The organism is Hamadaea sp. (genome assembly GCF_013362815.1).
In the GTDB taxonomy this organism is placed as follows: Bacteria; Actinomycetota; Actinomycetes; order Mycobacteriales; family Micromonosporaceae; genus Hamadaea.
The window spans coordinates 116,990-137,056 of the sequence record NZ_JABFVK010000014.1 but is presented as its reverse complement, the minus strand read 5'-3'; the positions used below and the strand labels follow the sequence as shown (position 1 = coordinate 137,056).

The window sequence follows — 20,067 nt, the reverse complement described above, 5'->3', positions numbered from 1 at the left end:
AGTGCCGCCGCCTCCCGTCGTGGCGAGCTCCGGCTCCGGAGCCGCCTGGGTCGGCGTACCGGCGGCGGCCTTGCCCGCGCCGCTCGCCCGGCGGGCCAGCACCCGCTGGGTGTGCGTGGCGATCTTCGGCTCGTACTCCTTCAGCGTCACGAGGACCGGCGTCGCGAAGAAGATCGAGGAGTACACCGCGGTGCCCATACCGATGAACAGCACCAGACCAAGGTCCTTCAAGGTGCCCGCGCCGAGCAGGCCGGCCCCGATGAACAGCAGACCACCGACGGGCAGCAGCGCGACCAGACCGGTGTTGATGGACCGCATGAGGGTCTGGTTGACGGCGAGATTGGCCGCCTCGGCGTACGTCTGCGTGCTGCTGCCGGTGATCGACCGGGTGTTCTCCTGAACCTTGTCGAACACCACGACGACGTCGTAGAGCGCGAAGCCCAGGATCGTGAGGAAGCCGATCACGGTCGACGGCGTGACCTCGAAACCGACCAGCGAGTACACCGCGGCCGCGGCGACGAGGTCGAAGGCCAGCGACGCGAGCGCCGCGACGGCCATCCGCCACTCGAACCGGATGATCAGGAAGATCGTCACCAGGGCGAGGAAGATCGCGAGGCTGAACAGCGCCTTCTCGGTGACCTGCTTGCCCCACGCGCCCGAGACGACGCTGCTGGAGATCTCGTCGACGCCGACGTTGTACTTCTGGGCCAACGCCGTGCGAACTTCGTTCGCCTGCTCGTTGGTCAGCGCCGTGGTCCGGATCTTGTACGACGGCGTGCCGCCACCGAGGTGCTGGCTGGTGGCGACCTTCGCCTCGGGGTCCGCCTTGACGATCTGCTCGCTGACCGCGGTCTGCACGCTCTCGATCGTGCCCACCTTGGCCGGCACGGTGAACTCCGTGCCGCCGGTGAACTCGATACCGGACTTGAAGCCCAGGGTGAAGAAGCTGATCAGGGCGAGCACGAAGACCGCGCCGACGACGCCGAACCAGACCTTCCGCTTGCCGATGATGTTGAGGCCGGCCTCACCGCGGTAGAGGCGCGTCGCAAGTCCCGACTTGCTCATGTCAGGCCTCCTTGGCCCGGTAGCGACGCGGCTGGTCGGCCTCGTCTTCGTTGGCCTGTTGCAGGACCCGGCCTAGGCCGCTGACGCGCGGCGACATGAACGCCTTGGTCCGGGCGAACATCTCCATCATCGGGTGCCGGAAGAGGAACACCACCACGAGGTCGAGGACGGTCGACAGGCCCAGCGCGAAGGCGAAGCCCTTCACCGCCCCTGCCGAGAAGAGGTAGAGGACCACCGCGGCCATGACCGTCACCGTGTTGGCGGTGATGATCGTCCGCCTGGCTCGGACCCACGCCCGCTGCACGGCGCTGCGCGGTGCTCTGCCTTCTCGGATCTCGTCCTTCAATCGTTCGAAGTAGATGACGAAGGAGTCGGCCGCGACACCTAGGGACACCACGAAACCGGCCATGCCCGCGAGGCTCAGCGTGAAGCCCATCGTCCGGCCGAGCCAGACCAGCGCACCGAAGGTGAGCAGACCGGACAGCACGAGCGAGAGGAAAATGACCGAGCCGAGCAGGCGGTAGTAGAAGAACGCGTAGACGATGACCAGCAGCATGCCGAGACCGGCCGCCAGCAGACCCGCCTTCAGCTGAGCCGCACCGAGCGTCGCGGTGACGTGCTGCGCCTCCTCCGCTTGGAAGGTCACCGGCAGCGCGCCGTAGTTCAGCTTGTTCGCGAGGTCGGCGGAGGTTTCCGAGGTGAAGCTGCCGCTGATCGTCGAGTCGCTCGTGAGCACCTGTCGGATCTCGGGTGCGGAGATCACCTTGTTGTCCAGGACCACGGCGACGAGGCAGTTGCCCTCGTTGCCCTTGATCTCGCAGGTGGTGCCGGTCTTGTTGACCGCCTCCTTGGTGAGGTCGGTCCACTTGTCCTGGCCGTCGCCCTTGAACTTCAGGCTGACGACCCACTCGGCCTGCTGCGCGTTCGGCGGCACGGCCTGCGCGCTGCCGACATCGGTGCCGGCGACCTTCGAGACGTCCAGCAGATACTTGTTGCTGTCTTCACAGGCGACGACCTGGGAATTCCGGTCGCTGATCGAGCCGACCGGGCGCTTGCCGAGCTGGTCGCAGCCGATCTGCGGGACGTTGAACTGGATCTTCGCCGGAAGGACGGCGACCTCGGCCGGCGTCAGGTCGGCGAACTTGGCGTACTGCATCGCGGCGGTCGGGTCGGTGGAGACGTCGACCGGGGCGGTGAGCGCCTCGGCGGCCGCGTACACGGTGGTGCCGACCTTCTTCTTGACCTCGTCGAGAGTCGCCGTCTGCTCCTGGGTGAGCGCCTTGGCGCTCGGCGTCGGGCTGGCCGCCGCGGAGGGGGACGTCGAGGCGGACGCGCTCGGCGTGGCGCTAGCGGCCGCACCGCCACCCTGGCCACCCGTCGAGGCGCTCGTCGACGGCTTCGGCGAAGCGGAGGTCGAGCTCGACGGCTTCGGCGAGGCGGACGTGGAGGCGGACGGGCTCGGGCTGGCCGTGGCCGCCGCGAGGGCGCCGCTGACGTCCTGCGCCGAGTTGATGACCTTGCGGAAGAACAGCTGCGCGGGCTGGCCGACGTCCTCGAGGTCAGCGGTGTTGCTGCCCGGGATGGAGACCACGATGTTCTTGTCGCTCTCCGTGACGACCTCGGCCTCGGTGACACCGGTGCCGTTCACCCGGGCCTCGATGATCTGCCGAGCCTGCTCCATCTCCTTGGCCGAGGGCGTCTTGCCCTGGGCCACCAGCGTCATCCGCATCCCGCCGACCAGGTCGAGGCCGAGTCGGGGGTGCAGACGGTCGGTGAAGCTGCCGCTGGCGCCGGAGGTGAAGAAGACAAGCAGATAGAGGACGACGAAGAGACCGGCGAGGACGGCTAGCTGCCGCCCTGGCTTCATCTGTCCTTGAGGTGGTGCCACGGCCTCGGGTCTCCTTGCATGGGGAACGGGTGGGGAGGGTGGGCCCGGCGCCGGGTCGACGGCGCCGGGGTGGGTCTGAGTGTCTAGCGGCCCTGCTCGATGACCTGCGGGGTCTCGTCGGCGGACTCGGTCGCCGTGGTCTCCTCGGCGGTGGGAGCCTTGATGACCCGGCCGATGGCGGCGCGCTCATAGGTCGCGTTCACGCCCGGCGCGATCTCCAGCAGCACGGTGTTGTTCTCGTCGTCGATGCCCGCGACGGTGGCGTGCAGGCCCACGACGGTCACCACCTCGTCGCCGACGGCGACGTTGCGCTGCAGCTCCATGGCCTCCTTGCGCCGCTTGCTCTGCGGGCGGATGATCATGAAGTACATCAGGGCGGCCATCAGGCCGAAGAAAAGCAGCGTCGGCAGCGCACTGCCGCCCGAATTGCCTGCCGCGAAGAACACGGTTTCTGACCTTCCGTTTCAGCCCACCCCGAGTTCCGGGGCAGGCGAAGAATGTCCGTTCGGACCGCGCGAAGTCTAGTCGCTGGACCGCCGATCGCCACACCCCCCGTGGCGATCACATTACGATCACGGCACTTATTCGGCTTCGTCCGCAGTACTGAACAGGTCTGGCGCCCCGGCGGCGCCGCCGGAAAACATACCATTCCCGGCTGTTTGTCCCGGGAGTTGCGTGCCCGTCTGTCCCGGAAACACATGGTTCGGCGGCGTACGGCCGAGGTGCTGCCACGCGGCTGGAGTCGCCACCCGGCCCCGGGGCGTACGCGCCAGCAGGCCGGCCCGGACGAGAAAGGGCTCACAGACCTCGGCGACGGTTTCGGGCTGCTCCCCCACGGCGACCGCGAGCGTCGACAGCCCGACCGGTCCACCGCCGAACGTCTCGACGAGGGCCGCCAGGACCGCCTTGTCCAGCCGGTCGAGCCCAAGGTCGTCGACGTCGTAAACCCGGAGCGCGGCCTTGGCCGCGTCGAGCGTCACCACGCCGTCGGCCCGCAGCTCGGCATAGTCGCGTACGCGCCGCAGCAGCCGGTTGGCGATCCGAGGTGTCCCCCGCGACCGCCCGGCGATCTCGACCACCCCGTCTTCGGTCGCCGGTACGCCGAGGATCTGGGCCGATCGGTGCAGCAGAGCGGTCAGCTCCGTCCCGGTGTAGAACTCCAGGTGCCCGACGAACCCGAACCGATCCCGCATCGGGCCGGTGAGCAGCCCGGCCCGGGTAGTCGCTCCGACCAGGGTGAACGGCTCCACGTCCAGCGGAATGGCGGTCGCGCCCGGTCCCTTGCCGACGATGACGTCGACCCGGAAGTCCTCCATGGCCGAATACAGCAGCTCCTCGGCCGGCTTGGCGATGCGGTGGATCTCGTCGATGAACAGGACGTCACCGGCGGCGAGACTGGTGAGGATCGCGGCGAGGTCGCCGGAGCGCTCGATGGCCGGCCCGCTGGTCATCCGCAGTCCGCCGCCCAGCTCGGCCGCGACGATCATGGCCAACGTCGTCTTGCCGAGTCCCGGCGAGCCCGAGAACAGGATGTGATCCGGCGGCGAGCCCCGGCGCAGCGCGCTGTGCAGCAGGACTTCCAGCTGCTCGCGTACGCGTTCCTGGGCGATGAACTCGCTGAGGCGCTTCGGCCGGACGGTCGCCTCGGCGTCGCGCTCCTCCGGGGAGGCGACCGCGCTGACGACGGACTCGCTCACCGGGTCCTACCCAGCAGCTTGATCGCCTGCTTCAGCAGTACGGGCACGGGCGGTGTGGGGCCGTCGTCGAGGCCGGACGCCACGGTACCGATCGCCTGGTCGGCCTGGCTCGCCGTCCAGCCCAGCCCGACCAGGCCCTGACGGACCTGCTCCTGCCAGGGCATCTGCCGGGGTACGCCCTTCACCGAGGCGGCCGCGTCGACCGGACCGACCTTGTCGCGCAGTTCGAGGATGATCCGCTCGGCGCCCTTCTTCCCGATCCCGGGCACCTTGGTCAACACGGAGACCTCGCCGTTGGCGATCGCAACGCGTACCGAATAAGGAGAATGGACCGACAGCACGGCTTGGGCGACCCGCGGGCCCACACCGCCCACGGTCTGCAGGAGTTCGAAGATCTCCCGCTCTTCGTCGTCGACGAAGCCGTAGAGGGTGAGCGCGTCCTCGCGGACGATGAGCGTCGTGGACAGCCGCGCGTCGTGGCCGACCCGGAGCGTGGCCAGCGTGTTCGGCGTGCAATGCACGGCCAGGCCGACCCCGCCGACCTCGACCACCGTGGTGTCCGCGCCGACCCAGGCGACCTTGCCCGCCACGCTCGCGATCATCGACCCCTCCGATACTGGTGCAACGCCGCCGCCACCTTGTCGCGCGTGCCGCCCCGCCACACATGGCAGATGGCCAGCGCCAACGCGTCGGCCGCGTCCGCCGGCTTCGGCGGGGCGTCGAGCCGCAGCAGTCGAGTGACCATCGTGGTGACCTGCGCCTTGTCGGCGGTCCCCGAACCGGTCACCGCCGCCTTGACCTCGCTGGGAGTGTAGAGCGCGACCGGCAGCCCGGCGCGCGCCGCCGCGAGGATCGCGACCGCGCCCGCCTGCGCCGTGCCCATGACGGTCCGCACGTTGTGCTGGCTGAAGACCCGCTCGACGGCGACGCCGTCCGGCTTGTGCAGTGCGATCAGCTCGGTCAGGCGATCGTCCAAACGCAACAGACGGTGCGCCAGCTCCTCGTCCGGGTCACTCTGCACCACCTCGTACGCAATGGGCGTGCACGGGCGGCCGGGAACTCCCTCGACGACGCCGACGCCACACCGGGTGAGCCCGGGGTCGACTCCCAGTACGCGCACCGACTTCACCCCTCCCCGCACACCTGTACGACACCCTATCGTCCGGCCCCGACAGTGTTCGCACGGCACGCCGCACCCGACGCACCGGCCGCGACCGGCGCTGGAGCGGCGCTGGAGCGGCGCTGGAGCGGCGCTGGAGCGGCGCTGGCGGCAAGCGGCACACGATCACGGGGTGGAGTGTGTGGCGCGGACACATGTGTTGCCCGGTCGGACACTCGTAATTTCTGCGCCATGACGATCGGGCAAACCGTGGGCCTGGACCTGGCAGGCAAGACCGCGCTGGTCACCGGGGCGGGGAGCGGCATCGGGCGCGCCTGCGCCCGCCGGCTGGCGGCGGCCGGGGCCCGGGTGCTGGTGGTGGACCGCGAGCCGGCGGCCGCCGAGGCCGTCGCGGCGGAGACGGGTGGCGTACCGATCGTGGTGGACCTGGCCGACCCGGCCGCGCCCGACGCGATCCCGGTCGAACTGGACGTCGTCGTGAACAACGCCGGGCTCCAGCACGTCGCGCCGCTGGAGGAGTTCCCGCCCGACCGGTTCGCGTACATCGAACAGGTCATGCTCTTCGCGCCGTTCCTGCTGGTCCGGCGAGCCCTCCCACACATGTACGCGCAAGGCTGGGGCCGCATCGTCAACATCTCCTCAGTACACGGATTGCGCGCGTCGGGCTTCAAGGCCGCGTATGTCGCCGCCAAACATGGTCTGGAGGGGCTGAGCAAGGTCGCCGCGCTCGAAGGGGCTCCGCATGGGGTCACCTCGAACTGCATCAACCCGGCCTATGTGCGTACGCCGCTGGTCGAGGGACAGATCGCCGATCAGGCCCGGGCGCACGGGATCGCCGAGTCCGAGGTCGTCACCGAGATCATGCTCGCCAAGGCGGCGATCAAGCGGCTGATCGAACCGGACGAAGTCGCCGAACTACTGGCATACCTATGCACTCCGGCGGCATCTTTCATCACCGGAACCAGCATCGCGATGGACGGCGGATGGACAGCACACTGAGAATGCTCCGCATGACACCGCTGTCGCACCTGCTGGAGCTGCTCGAACGCGAGGCGAGCCCGGTCGAGTTCGAGGGCCCGCTGCTCCAGGCGCGCGCCGACGGCGCGGCCGCGGCGGAGTTGGCCGCGCTCGAAGAGGCCAAGACGGTCGCGTTGCGGGTCCGCGCGCTGCTCGAGCGCCGCCGCCGGCGCGAGCTCGAGCTTTCCGGGCTCTACGACACCGCCAGCGACCTCGCCGGGCTGCGCGATCTCGACAGCGTCCTGTCCGCGATCGTCCATCGCTCGCGCAACCTGCTGGGCACCGACATCGCGTACCTCACGCTGAACGATCCCGATCGCGGCGACACCTACATGCGGGTCACAGACGGCTCGATCTCCGCGCGGTTCCAGCGCCTCCGCCTGCCGCTCGGCGGTGGTCTCGGCGGTCTGGTCGCACAGACTGGTACGCCGTACGTCACCTCCGATTACGCGAAGGACAGCCGCTTCCAGCATCTCGGCGAGGTGGACGCCGGGGTCGGCGAAGAGGGGCTCGTGGCGATCCTCGGTGTGCCACTTCGGCTCGGCGCCCAGGTCATCGGAGTGTTGTACGCCGCGAACCGGTCCGCCCGCCCGTTCGCCCGGGAGGAAGTGGCCCTCCTCGTCTCGCTGGCCGCGCACGCTGCCGTCGCGATCGACACGGCCCGGCTGCTCACGGAGACGCAGGCGGCGCTGGCCGAGTTGTCGGCCGCCAACGAGGTGATCCGTGCGCACAGCGAATCAGTGGAACGCGCGGCAGCCGCCCACGACCGGATGACGTCGCTGGTCGTACGCGGTGGCGGCGTGGAAGACGTGGCAGCCGCGGTCACCGACGCGCTCGGCGGCTCGCTGCTGGTCCTCGACGCCGATGCCCGTACGCTCGCCCACGTCGGCGACATCGGGATGCCCGAATCGTCGGCCCTGGCCGAGGCGGTCACCGCGTCGCGGGCCGAAGGACGGGCGGTACGCCGGGACGACATGTGGTACGCCGCAGTCGTCGCGGGCGCGGAGAACCTGGGCACCCTGGTATGCCGTCCGCAGCGGCCGTTGGCCGATGCCGACCAGCAGATCCTCGAACGGGCCGCCCTCGTGACCGCGCTGGTGCAGTTGTTCCGCCGGAACTTGGCCGAAGCCGAGGGACGCGTACGCGGAGAGCTGCTGGACGACCTCATCGCCCGCCCCGGGCGCGACGTCGACGCGTTGCGCGTACGCGCTCGCCGGATCGGCGTGGATCTCGATTCACCGCACGTCATGGTGGCGATCGGCGACGAGTTCGCCTCGTCCGGTGCCCTCCGCCAACGGGCCGCCTCCTGGGGCGTCACGTACGCCGCCACCCGCTCCGGGCTCTCGGCGACCCGGGACGGCCGAGTCGTCCTGATGCTGCCCGGTGGTGACGCCGGAGCCACCGCCCGGGCGGTCGCCAAGGATCTGACCCGGGCGTTGGGGCGCCCGGTGACGGTCGGCTCGGCCGGTCCGGCTACCGGAGCCGCCGCACAGGCCCACGCGTACGCCGAAGCCGACCGGTGCGTGACCGCGCTGGTCGCCTTGGGCCGCACCGGCGAGGCGGCGTCCACTTCGGAGCTCGGCTTCGTCGGGCTGCTGCTCGGCGCGGTCACCGACGGCGGCGACCGGGGTGTCGCACGGTTCCTGCAGCACGCGATCGGCCCGGTCGTGGACTACGACGCACGCCGGGGAACTGCGCTGGTCAAGACGCTGGAGTGCTATTTCGGCGCGGGCGGCAGCCTGGCCCGGGCGGCCGAGCAGCTGCACGTCCACGTCAACACCGTCACGCAACGGCTGGACCGGGTCGCGCAGCTGCTCGGGCCGGACTGGCAACGCCCGGAACGGGCGCTCGAAGTACAGCTGGCGTTGCGTCTGCACCGCCTCCGCACCGGCAGTTAGGCGAGCGTCAGCGGAGCGAGCCGCAACCGTCGTCCACGCGTACGCCGAACCGCATGGCGGTAGGCCGAGACGTAGCCCGTGCCGAGGCGGTCGACGGAAAAGTTCGCCGTGACGTGATCGCGGCAGGTCGCCGGGTCCAGGGCGGACGCGTCGTGCACCGCCCGCGGCAGGTCGGCCGGATCGTCGCGGACGAATCCGGTCACGCCGTCGACGACGACTTCGGCGACCGCGCCACCCCGCAGGGCGACGACGGGCGTGCCGCAGGCCATGGCCTCGATCATGACCATGCCGAACGGCTCCTCCCACTGGATCGGGAACAGCAGGCACCTCGCCTCGGCGAGGAGTTTGCGCTTCTCGGTCGCGTCGGCCATGCCGAAGACGAGGTCGTCGGCGGCCAGGCGGGGCCGGACCGCACGCTCGAAGTACTGCTGTTCCAGGGGTTCGTTGCATTTACCGGCGAGCACCAGCGGCACTCCGGCCGCGTGTGCGGCGTCCAACGCGAGATGGGCGCCCTTGTCGGGATGGAAACGGCCCAGGAACAGCGCGTACTCCCCCTTCACCGGCTGGAACGGGAACGTCTCCACGCGTACCGCATTGTGGACGGTGCCCACCCAGTTGAGCTCGGGCGCGAGCACGCGTTGGCGATGCGAGATTGCCACTAGCTGCACTTCGCGGCCGAGCGTGCGGTAGAGACCGCGCAGATCCCCGGTGACGGGGCCGTGCGCGGTGATCACCGTCGGCAGCTCTAGCGTCTCGTAAAAGGGCGCGTTCAGCGGCCCGGCGAGCGTGTGGTCGTGGACCACGTCGAGCCCCGAGGTCTCGGCCAGCCGAGTGATCGCCTGACGGGCCGCCGCCGCGTGCGCGACCTCGGGGAACGGATCGCCGAGCCGGTCGGCCTGGATCTCGTCCCACAGCGCGACGAACCCGGCCTTGGTGCCGTTGCGCCCGGCGGCGATGAGGGTGACCTGGTGTCCGGCGTCCACGAGGGCGTCCGCCAGGTCCGCGACGACGGCCTCGACTCCGCCGTACGCCGCAGGAGGGATGTCGAAATAGGGTGGTGCGATGAGCGCGATCCGGAGCGGTTGTGCTTCTGGTGAGCCTTCCATCGGACTGTTCTCCCTGTCGACCGGCGCACGAAGCGCCCGTTTAGCACTCTATGTGCTAACGATGGTCAATTCTGGGGAACGCCGATGCCCTGCAGGAGCGTGTCGACCACTCGCGCGGGCAACGTCTCGTCCTCGATCGTCGGGCTCCACTTCAGCATCCGCTGCAACATAACGGGTCCGGTGAGCATCAGCGCCACCATCTCCGGGTCGACGTCGGGGCGCACGTCACCGGCGGAAATCCCCCGTTCGAGGACTTCCCGGATGCGCGCCCGCCGCGGTTCGACGATCTGCTGGTAGAGACCCCAGAGCTCGGGGTTGCGCAGCACTTCCGGGACGATGCAGGGGAAGACCTGGGCGGCCCGGGGATCGACACTGACGCTGACCACGCTGAGCAGCTGGACGAGGTTGTCCCGGACCGAGAGCTCCTCGTTGACCGGCTGCGGCACCTTCAGTGTCCGGATCGCTTCCAGGATCAGGTCGTTCTTGCCCGACCAGCGACGATAGATCGTGGCCTTGCCGACCCCGGCCCGGCCGGCGACCGCCTCAATGGACAGTTCGCCGACCGAGGTGCCTTCGGCCAGCATGTCGAGGACCGCGTCGATGATCGCCTCGTGGGCGCGGGTGCTCCGCGGGCGGCCGACCGCCCGCGGAGCTTCCGTTACGTCAGTGCCGACAATTCCATCAGCGCCGGCACCAGTGCCGGCCTTGACATCGACAGTGCTCACGTTCGTCATGGTAGGGAAACCTTACCCGACCTCGACCGCCTCAACCGCCCGCTCGGCGGTCATGGCCTTCTCGGCGGACTCGGCGGCGGTGTTCGGCTTGGCCTTGCCCGGCAGCCAGCCGAGCACCACGATCAGGCCGATGATGCCGACCGCGACCGAACCCAGCGCGGCCGCGTGCACCGCGTCGACGAAGGCCGAGTCGGCCGCGTTGACCAGAGCGTTGGCGGCCCCGGCGAACGGCGTCCCGGCGAGCGAGTCGGCGACCGCGTGCGCGCCCGCCACCGACTCGCTGATCGCGTCCTTGGCCTGCGCGGGAACGCCCTGCGGGAGACCCGCGACGGTGTCGTCGACCCCGTTGCGGTAGACCGAGGACAGCACCGAGCCCAGGATCGCCACGCCCAGAGCACCGCCGACCTGCCGGACGGTGTTGTTGACCGCCGAACCGACACCGGCCTTCTCGCGCGGCACCGACGCCATGATCGCGTCCGTCGCCGGCGGCATGATGTTGGCCATGCCGACGCCGAAGGCGAAGAACATGACGATCACCAGCCACACCGAGCTGGACTGGTCCATGAGCAGGTAGCCCGCGGTCGCCAGGGTCACGATGACGACGCCGACGGCGCTGACCGCCTTGGCCCCGAACCGCTTGACGAAGCTGGCCGACAGTGGAGCGAACACGAGCTGCGCGGCCGCGAAGGGCAGCATCAGCAGACCGGTCTGCAGCGGCGTGTAGCCGCGGACCAGCTGCAGATAGAAGGACATGAAGAAGAACACGCCCATGGCTGCGAAGAACGAGAGCCCGACCAGGCTTGTCGCCGCGGCGAACCGCGCGTCCTTGAAGAGCTTGACGTCCAGCGACGGGTGGTCGGTGCGGTTCTCCCACCAGACGAAGACCGCGAGTGCGACCACGCCCAGCGCGATCCAGGCCCAGACGCTCGGCTCGCCGAAACCGGCCTGACCGCCGTCGATGATGCCGTAGACCAGAGCCGCGAGGCCGAGGATCGACAGCAGTACACCCGGGAAGTCGATGCGGCCCGGCTTCGGGTTACGCGAGTCCGGCACGATCGCCGCGACGAAGAGCAGGCCGATCGCGATGACCGGCAGGTTGATCATGAAGATCGAGCCCCACCAGAACCGCTCGAGCAGCGCGCCGGCCAGGATCGGGCCGAGTGCCACGCCGAGACCGACGGCACCGGCCCAGATGCCGATGGCGCGGGCCCGTTCACGCGGGTCGAAGACGTTGGTGATGATCGGCAGAGTGGTCGCCATGATGGCGGCGCCGCCGAGGCCCATCACGGCTCGCGCCGCGATCAGCTGGCCCGGGTTCTGGGCGTACGCCGAGACCAGGGAGGTCAGCGCGAACAGGATCAGGCCGCCGATGAGCACCTTCTTGCGGCCCAGCCGGTCGCCGAGCACGCCGAAGGTGAACAGCATCCCGGCGAAGACCAGGGTGTAAGCGTTGATCGCCCATTCGAGCTCACCCTGGGTCGCGCCGAGGCCCTTGACCGGGTCGGCGAGGCTCTTCAGGGCCACGTTCAGCACGGTGTTGTCGAGCACGACGACGAGCAGCGACACGACCAGCACTGAGAGGATGGCCCACCGCCTCGGGTGCCCGGTGTTTGCTTGTGTCTCCACGGGAGTTCCCCCCAGTGTCACGAAATCTTTACGAAACGGAACGGTTCCGTCTCGCATCCAGGGGAACACTACGCCCGCGAATTCTGAAACGGGACCGTATCGTTTCGAATGTGAGTCTCATCACCCACACAGCCAGACCTTGTACATTGCGGCCGTGGCCAAGACCCTCACCGTGCTCGGCGTACTGGTCCTCGGCGTCGGGGGCGGCCTGACCGGGGCGTACGCCGCCGACACCGCGCTCGGCGACGCCGGTTGGCTGACCGCGCAACCGGCGCTGGCGGTGCCCGGGAGCATCGCCGGGATCGGCATCGGCGGCATCGCCGGGCTCGGCGTGCTGCTCGGACTGCGAGCGCTGCCGGGACTCGGGCGGACGGCGCGGCCGGGTGCCTTATCCGTGGTGGGCAAGGCGCTTTTCGCGACCGGTCTCGGCGTCGTCGCGTACCAGCTGATCGTCGCGGGCCTGGTGTGGCTCACCGGCTTGGCGTTGCCGACCGGCGTGACCATGGTTCTGGCCGTGATCTTGTCGGTCGTGGGCCTGCCGTTCGCGGGGCCGGTCGCCTACCGGCTGCTCGCGCCCAAGCCCCAAGGCACGCAGATCAGGGTTCCGGGCCGAATCACACCTCAAGATTCGACCGAGAACCCTGATCCAGCGCCATGAGCGCCCAGAGTTAGCGGCGGCGGAAGAAGGCGGCGACGCTCCCCCAGAGGCCGCGCCGGAACAGCAGCACGGCTAGCACGAAGATGCCGCCGGTGAGCAGACCGGGGCTGGCGAAATCGGCCTGCGACAACGAGTCTTCGAGGACCACGACGAAGCTGGAGCCGAACAGCGCGCCCCAGAGCGTGCCGATCCCACCGAGCACCACCATGATCACGGCCTTGCCGGAGGTGGTCCAATGCAGCGTGTCGAGGCTGACGAACTGATGGGCCAGGGCGAAGAGGCCGCCGCCGAGCCCGGCGACGAACGCGGACAGCACGAACGCCGCGAGCTTGTAGCGATGGACCGGGTAGCCGAGGGCGCGAGCGCGAGCGGGATTGTCGCGGATGGCGACGAGTACGCGGCCGAACGGTGAGTGCACGATCCGCCAGGCCAGCCACAGTCCACCTAGGACGATCGGGAGCGCGGCGTAGTAGAAGTAGTAGTTGTCGCTCAAGTCGGCCGAGCCCAACGTACGCGGCACCGACTGCATGCCGTTCTCCCCGCCCGTCACACTGCGCCATTCGTTGGCGATGAAGTAGATCATCTGAGCGAAGGCGAGCGTCACCATGGCGAAGTAGATGCCGACGCGCTTGACCGCGAGAAAGCCCACCGGGATCGCGATGAGTGCGGCGGTCAGCGCCCCGCCCAGCACCGCCAGCGGGAACGGCAGTCCCAGGTGGACGGCGAGCAACCCCGTCGCGTACGCCGACGAGCCCCAGTACGCCGCATGGCCGAACGAGAGCAGCCCGGCGTACCCGAGGAGCAGGTCGACGGAGACCGCGAAGAGGGCCCAGCACAACAGGTCGACGGCCAGGCCGGTGTAGATGCCGTTCGGCAGCCACACCGCGACGATCAGTCCGGCAGCCAGCAGAGCCGGCCTGGCGAAGCGCTTCGCTCGGGCCCTCGCCGGTCGGCCGACTTCGGGCAGCACGTCGGTGGTCACGCGGTCTCCTCACGGCCGAACAGGCCGGCCGGGCGCCACAGGAGCACGACCGCCATGAGCAGGAAAGGCAGGGTCTGAGCGATGAGCGCCCGCCAGGACTCCGGGGCGTACGCCTCCGCCCAGACCTGCAGCACGCCGATGACGAAGCCGACCGCCACCGAGCCGAAGATCGAGCCGAGGCCGCCGATCACCACGACCGCGAAGACGACGATGATCAGATCCGCCCCCATCAGCGGATGCACCGCCCGCATCGGGGCGGCGAGGACACCGGCCAACCCGGCCAGCGCCACGCCGAAGCCGAAGACCGGGGTGATCCACCGGCCGACGTCGATCCCGAACGCCCGGGTCAGTTCGGGGCGCTCGGTGGCGGCACGGACGACCATGCCGATGCGCGTGCGCGTCAGCAGGGCCCACACGCCGACGCAGATCGCGACGGACATGGCGAGCACGAAGACCCGGTACGCCGGGAATTCGAACAGGCCGAGGTCGACGCTGCCGGAAAGCGCGCTCGGCACGGCGTACGGAGAGGACTGGACGCCGTACCGCGCCTTGACCAGGTCTTGCAGGATCAAGGTGAGGCCGAAGGTCAGCAGGAAGTTGTAGAGCGGATCGAGCCGGGTCAGCCGGTGGATGAAGGCGCGTTCCAGGACGACTCCGACCACGGCCAGCCCGAGTGGCACCGCGATCAACGCGGCCCAGAACGACAGGCCGAGCTCGTCGGCGAGCACGTATGCCCCGAACGCGCCGAGCATGTAGATCGCGCCGTGGGCGAAGTTGACCACCCGCAGCAGGCCGAAGATGACGGCGAGCCCGAGCGCCAGCAGCGCCAGGAAGCTGCCGCTCACCAGACCGTTGAAGGTCTGTTCCAAGAAGTTGGTCATCGTGCTCCTTCGAAAAGCCCCGGCGGCGTGCCGCTCGAACGGCAGCCGCCGGGCGATGAGCGTCAGAGCTGGCAGTCGGGGCTCGGCGCGCGGAACGCCTCGGCGGCCGGGATGGTCTTGAGGATCTTCACGTAGTCCCAGTCCTCCTTGACTTCGTCCGGCTGCTTTACCTGAGCCAGGTACGCGTCATGCAGCACCCGGTGGTCGGCCTTGCGGATCTCACCGTTGCGCAGGAAGAAGTCGTCGACCTTCTTGCCCTCCAGCTGAGCGACGACCTTGTCGGCGTCGTCGGTGCCCGCCGCCTGCACCGCCTCGAGGTACTGAGTGGCCGCCGAGTAGTTCGCGGCATGGGCGAAGGTCGGCCGCGACCCCGTACGCGCCTTGAACTTGTCGGCCCATTCGCGGTTCTTGGCGTCGAAGTTCCAGTACCACGCGTCGGTGTAGGTCGTGCCGGCCAGCGCCGCCGGGGTCAGCGAGTGGATGTCGGTGAGGAACATCAGGCCGACCGACAGGCCGACGCCCTTGTCCCGCAGCTTGAACTCGTTGTACTGCTTCACGAGGTTCACCAGGTCCGACCCGGCCTGCATGGTGCCGATGACGTCCGGCTTCGGATTCAGCGTCGGCGCCTTCAGCAGGTAGGTGGAGAAGTTGTCGCTCGGGAACGGCGCGGCGTCCTCGCCGACGACGTGGCCGCCCGCCTTCTCGACCGCCGCCTTGAAGCTGCGTTCCATGTCCTGGCCGAAGGCGTAGTTCGGGTACACGATGTACCAGTTCTTCGCGCCGTTCTCGGTGGCGTTCTTGCCGGTGCCGTTGGCCAGCATGTACGTGTCGTACGCGTAGTGGAACGTGTACTTGTTGCAGGACTTCCCGGTCAGGTCCGTCGTGGCGGCGGTGATGTTGAAGTAGAGCTTCTTCTTGGCCTTCGCGACGTCGGCCACCTTCAGAGCCGCCGACGACGTGGGCACGTCGAGGATCGCGTCGACACCGTCACGGTCGTAGAACTCGGCCGCCTTGGTGTTGGCCACATCCGGCTTGTTCTGGTGGTCCGCGTCGACGACCTCGATGTCGGAGGTCACCGCCTTGTCGCCGTACTTGGCTTTGAAGTCCTCGATCGCCATCTTGACGGCCTCGACCGAGTTCTTCCCCGACAGGGCCGAGTAACCGGCCGACTGGTCGTTGAGCACGCCGAGCACGATCTTGCCGCCCGTGAGCTTGCTGTCGCCGCCGGACTGCGGGCCGCCGCCGCACGCGGTGACCAGCAGGGCCACCGCGCCCAGGGCCGTCGCAAATCTCTTCATCGCGTTCTCCTCATTGAGAGTCAGATGCCCAGATACGCGAGCAGCTCGCGCTCGCGGTTACGCACCTCGGTGTTGTCGAGGGACTCCACGACCCGGCCCTCGGCCAGCAGGTGATGCCGGTCGGCGACGGTCGTGGCGAAATGCAGGTTCTGCTCGACGAGCAGCACGGTGCCGCCGTCGGCCTTGACCAGCCGCAGAATCTCGCCGACCCGCTGTACCAGCAGCGGTGACAACCCTTCCGTCGGCTCGTCGCACAGCAGCAGCTCGGCGCCCATCCGCAGGACGCGGGCCAGCGCGAGCATCTGCTGCTCGCCGCCGGACAGCTTGGTCGCGGGCGAAGACCGCCGCTCGTACAGGTTCGGGAACATCTCGTAGATGCGGTCCAGCGACCAGGAGCGCGGCCCGACGCGGGGTGGCAGCGTCAGGTTCTCGGTCACGGTCAGCGTGGCGTAGCTGCCGCGGTCGTCCTGCACCCAGCCCAGCCCCAGCCGGGCCCGGCTGTGCGCGGGCTTCTTCGTGAGGTCCGTGCCGCGCAGGCTGATCGCGCCGCGTTGCTGCGTATGCAGGCCCATCACGCTGCGCAGCAGGGTGGTCTTCCCGGCGCCGTTACGGCCGCACAGCGTCACCACCTCGCCGGATGCCACCTCCAGCGCCACGTCGCGCAGCACCTGCGCCTCGCCGTACCAGGCGTTCAGGCCGTCAATCCGCAACATGTGCTTCCCCCAGGTACGCGCTGATGACGCGCTCGTCGTCGCGGACTTGGGCGTACGCCCCCTCGACGAGCACCTTCCCGGCCTGGAGCACGGTGACCTGGTCGGCCAGCGCCCCGACGACGCTCATGTTGTGCTCGACCATGACGACCGTCCGCCCGTCGCGTACCCGGCCGATCAGGTCGACCGTGCGATCGACGTCCTCGACGCCCATCCCGGCGGTCGGCTCGTCGAGCAGCAGTACTTTGGGGTCCAAGGCCAGCGCCAGGGCCAGTTCGAGCGCCCGCTTCCGCCCGTACGCCAGACTGTCCGCGGTGGATTCGGCGTGCTCGGCCAGGCCGACCTGGTCCAGCAGGCTCATCGCCTGGTCACGGTGTCGGTGCAGCAGCTTGTCCGACCGCCAGAACTTCCAGCCGAGGTCGCCCGCCAGCGCCAGTTCGACGTGTTCGCGGCAGGTCAGCTGACCGAACAGGCTGGTGATCTGAAAACTGCGGGCCACGCCGAGCCGCGCGATCTTCTCCGGCGCGAGGCCGGTGATGTCGCGCCCGCCCACTTCGATGCGCCCGGCAGTGGGCGTCAGGAAACCAGTGAGCAGATTGAACAGCGTCGTCTTACCGGCCCCGTTCGGTCCGACAAGCGCGTGCACGCTGCCGTCGGCGACCTCGAGGTCGACCGCGTCCACCGCCCGGAAGCCGCGGAAATCGCGGGTCAGGGCGCGTGCGGTGAGCGCGCTGTGCGCCATCGGCAGCCGCCTCCTGTGTGCTCGCGTACGCGGGAGTGGCGGCGAAGGTGTGACGCCGACCACTGATGTCGCGAAAACTTATGGCCCGGGAGGGAACCCGGGCCATGTCGGCGATCCACACATTCAGCGATGTTTCAGGGGCGTGTCCCCACACCGCCGTGCAGGCGGTCGAAGCGCTCCGCCACCACCGCCAGCGGCGTCGTGGGATCGATCTCGACGTCGACCGGGAAGCCCACGAGCTCGACCGCCTCCGCATAGACATTGCGCTTCGTGGCGAGCTGCACATGCAGGCCCGCGTTCGGCAGGAAATACGGCACGACGTTGCCGAACTCCAGCATTCCGGCGGTACGCCGACCGGCCACCCGAGCGCCGAGACCGTGCCGCAGCATCCACATCGACGATTCGCCGGACGAGCACGTGTCCCCGTCGACCAGCACCAGCATCGCCCCGTGCCAGGGACGGGACCCGGCCGGTTGGGCGTCGTCGTCCTCTGCGCGTACCTCGAGGACGTCGTCCGGCCGAGGCTGGTGCCGATGCTCGCGGTGAAAGCGGGGCACAGCGTCGAGTCCGTCGCGCGCCTCGAGGTACGCCGACCAGTTCCAGAAGCCGACCGGCGACTCCCCCACGAACCAGCCGGACGCGGTCGCCGGCCACACCACGCCCGCTGGCAGCGACTGCTCGATCCACTGGTAGGTGATCGCGTCGTTGCCCCCGCCGTTGCCGCGCAGATCCACGATGATCCGGTCGTACGCGAAGTGCTCCGCGCTTTGCTCGGCGAACGCCCACAGTGCGGCGTCGTCGGCGGAGCTGCCGGACAACCGGCGAATCGTCACGCACAGTACGCCGTGCAGTTCGCGTACCTCGACGGCCGGAGCGTCGGAGTCGACCGGGAAGACCGGCTCACCGGCCCGGATCCGGCTGGGATGAGAGCCGCCGAGTCTCACGTGCCGATCACGCAACGCCTGACGCAGCTGATCGCTGAGATCACCGAGCGCGTCGCCCCAGCAGCCGGGCCGGGTGGCGAGTACGCGTTCCCGGGCGTCCGCGATCAGCTCGTCGAGCCCGTCGGCTGCGGTGACCCCGGTCGCCACGCCGAAATGGCGCTCCCGAAGCAGCCCCGGCAGCAGAGCGAGATCCGCCGCGACCGCCTCTGGCTCGCACCACGTCTCCGGCGTACGCTCCCGGAACTCGCGCGCGATCGCCGCCAGCCGAGGTGCGGCCGGATCGAGCAGCCACGGTATGCCGGACCGGTCCGGTCCGAGGTAGATCGCATCGGTCATGCGCCGGACCCTAACGAGATCCGCCTGTCGCCGCTGCCCCGCCCCTTCGCTGCGGATCACGGTTACGCATGCTTCCGGCACCTGCTGAGGCATGCGTAACCGTGATCTGACGCTTACGCCGGCCGCGCCCGAAGCGGGCGTCAGTCCTCGATGAAGCGAGGCTTGGCGGCGAAGACTCCGGCGAACCCCTGGACGAGGGCGGCCACGATCAGGAAGCCGATCGGGACGACCCAGCCGGATGTCGCCGCATAGAGCAGGCCGACGAGGAACGGGCCGAGCGCGGCGATGAGGTAGCCGGTGGACTGGGCGAACGCCGACAGCGCCACCGTTCCCTCGGAAGTCCGCGCGCGCATGCCGATCATGGCGAGGGCCAGCGGGAACGCGCCCTGGCCGATGGCGAGCAGCACCACCCAGGCGACTGCGCCACCGTGCGGGGCGAACGCGAGGCCGGCGTACGAGGCGACCATGGCGGCCGACATTGCGATGACCAGGCTGCGCAGATTCCGCATGCGCTGAGCGAGCGAGGGCATCAGGAGGGCGATCGGTACGCCCACCCCGGTCACTCCGGCGAGCAGCAGGCCGGCCGTCGTCGGGCTGTAGTCGGCGTCGCGGAAGATCTGGGCGAGCCAGCCCATGGTGGCGTACCCGGAAAGCGACTGCGTCCCGAAGTAGACCGCCATCGCCCAGCCGAGCGGCTTGCGGCCCGGGTGGACCTTGGCGAGCGCCGCGCCCGACGAGCGCGTCCCCGGCGGCGTACGCCGAAGGCCCGCGCGCAGCCAGGGCAGCATCGCGACGACGGCGATGACGGCCCACACCCCGAGTCCGGCGCGCCACGATCCGAACGCCTCGGCGATCGGGACCGAGGCGGCTGCCGCGGCCGTCGTTCCGGCGGTGAGCGTCATCGTGTAGACGCCGGTGATCAAACCGGCCCGGCCCGGGAAGTACGTCTTGACCATGACCGGCAGCAGCACGTTCGCGACGGCGATCCCGGCGAGCGCAAGAGCGCTCAGTGCCACGAAGGTGGCCGCCGAGTGTGTGACGGCCCGGAGCACCTCACCGAGCGCGAGCGCAGCCATCGCCCCCACCAGTACGCGAGCCGGCGTGAACCGCCGGGTCAGCCACGGGGTCAGCGCCCCGAACGCGGCGAAACTGAGGGCGGGCAGCGTCGTCACGATCCCGGCGAGTGCGCCTGACAGGTGCAGCCCGACGCGTACCTCGTCGAGGAGCGCGCCAAGGCTGGTGATGGCGGTGCGAAGATTCAGGGCGACCAACAGGATCCCAGCCAGCGCCATCGCTGGTGCCAAGACGTGACGAGAAGGTGCGGGGGCGGTCACGGCTGGCGAACTCATGAATCCGATCGTAGAA

General features: G+C 69.4%; 19 protein-coding genes. 3 read left to right on the top strand and 16 right to left on the bottom strand.

All coding sequences use genetic code 11. The features are described from left to right. The 6 genes from secF to ruvC all read right to left on the bottom strand — a co-directional run. A partial coding sequence (secF, locus tag HOV77_RS08575) for a protein translocase subunit SecF (RefSeq protein WP_290859999.1) occupies window positions 1-1,065 on the bottom strand: 1,065 nt, incomplete at its 3' end. A gap of 1 nt (window position 1,066) precedes the next feature. Next, the gene (gene secD / locus HOV77_RS08570) at window positions 1,067-2,953 is read right to left on the bottom strand and encodes a protein translocase subunit SecD (RefSeq protein WP_290859996.1); all 1,887 of its coding nucleotides are present in this window, start codon (window positions 2,951-2,953) and stop codon (window positions 1,067-1,069) included. 83 nt (window positions 2,954-3,036) lie between these two features. Beyond that, window positions 3,037-3,399 carry a preprotein translocase subunit YajC gene (gene yajC / locus HOV77_RS08565; protein ID WP_290859994.1) on the bottom strand — a complete coding sequence of 121 codons (363 nt, stop codon included), beginning with the start codon at window positions 3,397-3,399 and terminating at the stop codon, window positions 3,037-3,039. Between the two features lie 135 nt (window positions 3,400-3,534). Next, entirely contained in the window at window positions 3,535-4,650 is a 1,116-nt protein-coding gene (ruvB, locus tag HOV77_RS08560) for a Holliday junction branch migration DNA helicase RuvB (RefSeq protein ID WP_290859992.1), read from the bottom strand. Then, window positions 4,647-5,252 carry a Holliday junction branch migration protein RuvA gene (gene ruvA, locus HOV77_RS08555; protein WP_290859990.1) on the bottom strand — a complete coding sequence of 202 codons (606 nt, stop codon included), beginning with the start codon at window positions 5,250-5,252 and terminating at the stop codon, window positions 4,647-4,649. Before ruvA ends, ruvB begins: the two co-directional genes overlap by 4 nt. Further along, a complete protein-coding gene (ruvC, locus tag HOV77_RS08550) occupies window positions 5,249-5,770 on the bottom strand; it encodes a crossover junction endodeoxyribonuclease RuvC (RefSeq protein ID WP_290859987.1) in 522 nt (173 codons plus the stop codon). Before ruvC ends, ruvA begins: the two co-directional genes overlap by 4 nt. A 231-nt stretch (window positions 5,771-6,001) precedes the next feature. Here ruvC and HOV77_RS08545 point away from each other — a divergent pair, with 231 nt between their 5' ends. Further along, a complete protein-coding gene (locus HOV77_RS08545; RefSeq protein ID WP_290859985.1) occupies window positions 6,002-6,769 on the top strand; it encodes a 3-hydroxybutyrate dehydrogenase in 768 nt (255 codons plus the stop codon). A gap of 11 nt (window positions 6,770-6,780) precedes the next feature. Continuing rightward, the gene (locus HOV77_RS08540; protein WP_290859982.1) at window positions 6,781-8,685 is read left to right on the top strand and encodes a helix-turn-helix domain-containing protein; all 1,905 of its coding nucleotides are present in this window, start codon (window positions 6,781-6,783) and stop codon (window positions 8,683-8,685) included. Here the strand turns inward: HOV77_RS08540 and HOV77_RS08535 are convergent. From HOV77_RS08535 to HOV77_RS08525, 3 genes are all read right to left on the bottom strand, one after another. Beyond that, window positions 8,682-9,791, bottom strand: a complete 1,110-nt coding sequence (locus HOV77_RS08535; RefSeq protein WP_290859980.1) for a glycosyltransferase family 4 protein — start codon at window positions 9,789-9,791, stop codon at window positions 8,682-8,684. The two genes, HOV77_RS08540 and HOV77_RS08535, sit on opposite strands and share 4 nt — an antisense overlap. Window positions 9,792-9,856: 65 nt before the next feature. Then, window positions 9,857-10,516, bottom strand: coding sequence for a TetR/AcrR family transcriptional regulator (locus HOV77_RS08530; RefSeq protein ID WP_290859977.1), 660 nt, complete (start codon window positions 10,514-10,516; stop codon window positions 9,857-9,859). A 21-nt stretch (window positions 10,517-10,537) separates the two neighbouring features. Further along, window positions 10,538-12,151 carry an MFS transporter gene (locus tag HOV77_RS08525; protein WP_290859975.1) on the bottom strand — a complete coding sequence of 538 codons (1,614 nt, stop codon included), beginning with the start codon at window positions 12,149-12,151 and terminating at the stop codon, window positions 10,538-10,540. Window positions 12,152-12,305: 154 nt separating this feature from the next. Between HOV77_RS08525 and HOV77_RS08520 the strand changes: the two genes are divergently transcribed. Next, entirely contained in the window at window positions 12,306-12,809 is a 504-nt protein-coding gene (locus tag HOV77_RS08520; protein ID WP_290859973.1) for a hypothetical protein, read from the top strand. A 10-nt stretch (window positions 12,810-12,819) separates the two neighbouring features. Here the strand turns inward: HOV77_RS08520 and HOV77_RS08515 are convergent, their stop codons facing one another. The 7 genes from HOV77_RS08515 to HOV77_RS08485 form a co-directional block, all read right to left on the bottom strand. Further along, the gene (locus tag HOV77_RS08515) at window positions 12,820-13,791 is read right to left on the bottom strand and encodes a branched-chain amino acid ABC transporter permease (protein WP_363259867.1); all 972 of its coding nucleotides are present in this window, start codon (window positions 13,789-13,791) and stop codon (window positions 12,820-12,822) included. Next, entirely contained in the window at window positions 13,788-14,672 is an 885-nt protein-coding gene (locus HOV77_RS08510; RefSeq protein WP_290859972.1) for a branched-chain amino acid ABC transporter permease, read from the bottom strand. The genes HOV77_RS08515 and HOV77_RS08510 overlap by 4 nt, the downstream gene beginning before the upstream one ends. 62 nt (window positions 14,673-14,734) lie before the next feature. Then, window positions 14,735-15,970, bottom strand: coding sequence for an ABC transporter substrate-binding protein (locus tag HOV77_RS08505; RefSeq protein ID WP_290859969.1), 1,236 nt, complete (start codon window positions 15,968-15,970; stop codon window positions 14,735-14,737). Window positions 15,971-15,990: 20 nt separating this feature from the next. Further along, window positions 15,991-16,683, bottom strand: coding sequence for an ABC transporter ATP-binding protein (locus HOV77_RS08500; protein WP_290859967.1), 693 nt, complete (start codon window positions 16,681-16,683; stop codon window positions 15,991-15,993). Continuing rightward, on the bottom strand, window positions 16,670-17,422 hold the full coding sequence (locus tag HOV77_RS08495) for an ABC transporter ATP-binding protein (RefSeq protein ID WP_290859964.1): 753 nt from the start codon (window positions 17,420-17,422) through the stop codon (window positions 16,670-16,672). Before HOV77_RS08495 ends, HOV77_RS08500 begins: the two co-directional genes overlap by 14 nt. Before the next feature lie 134 nt (window positions 17,423-17,556). Further along, window positions 17,557-18,702 carry a S41 family peptidase gene (locus HOV77_RS08490; protein ID WP_290859962.1) on the bottom strand — a complete coding sequence of 382 codons (1,146 nt, stop codon included), beginning with the start codon at window positions 18,700-18,702 and terminating at the stop codon, window positions 17,557-17,559. Window positions 18,703-18,842: 140 nt separating this feature from the next. After that, entirely contained in the window at window positions 18,843-20,051 is a 1,209-nt protein-coding gene (locus HOV77_RS08485; RefSeq protein WP_290859960.1) for an MFS transporter, read from the bottom strand. Between the last annotated feature and the right edge of the window lie 16 nt (window positions 20,052-20,067).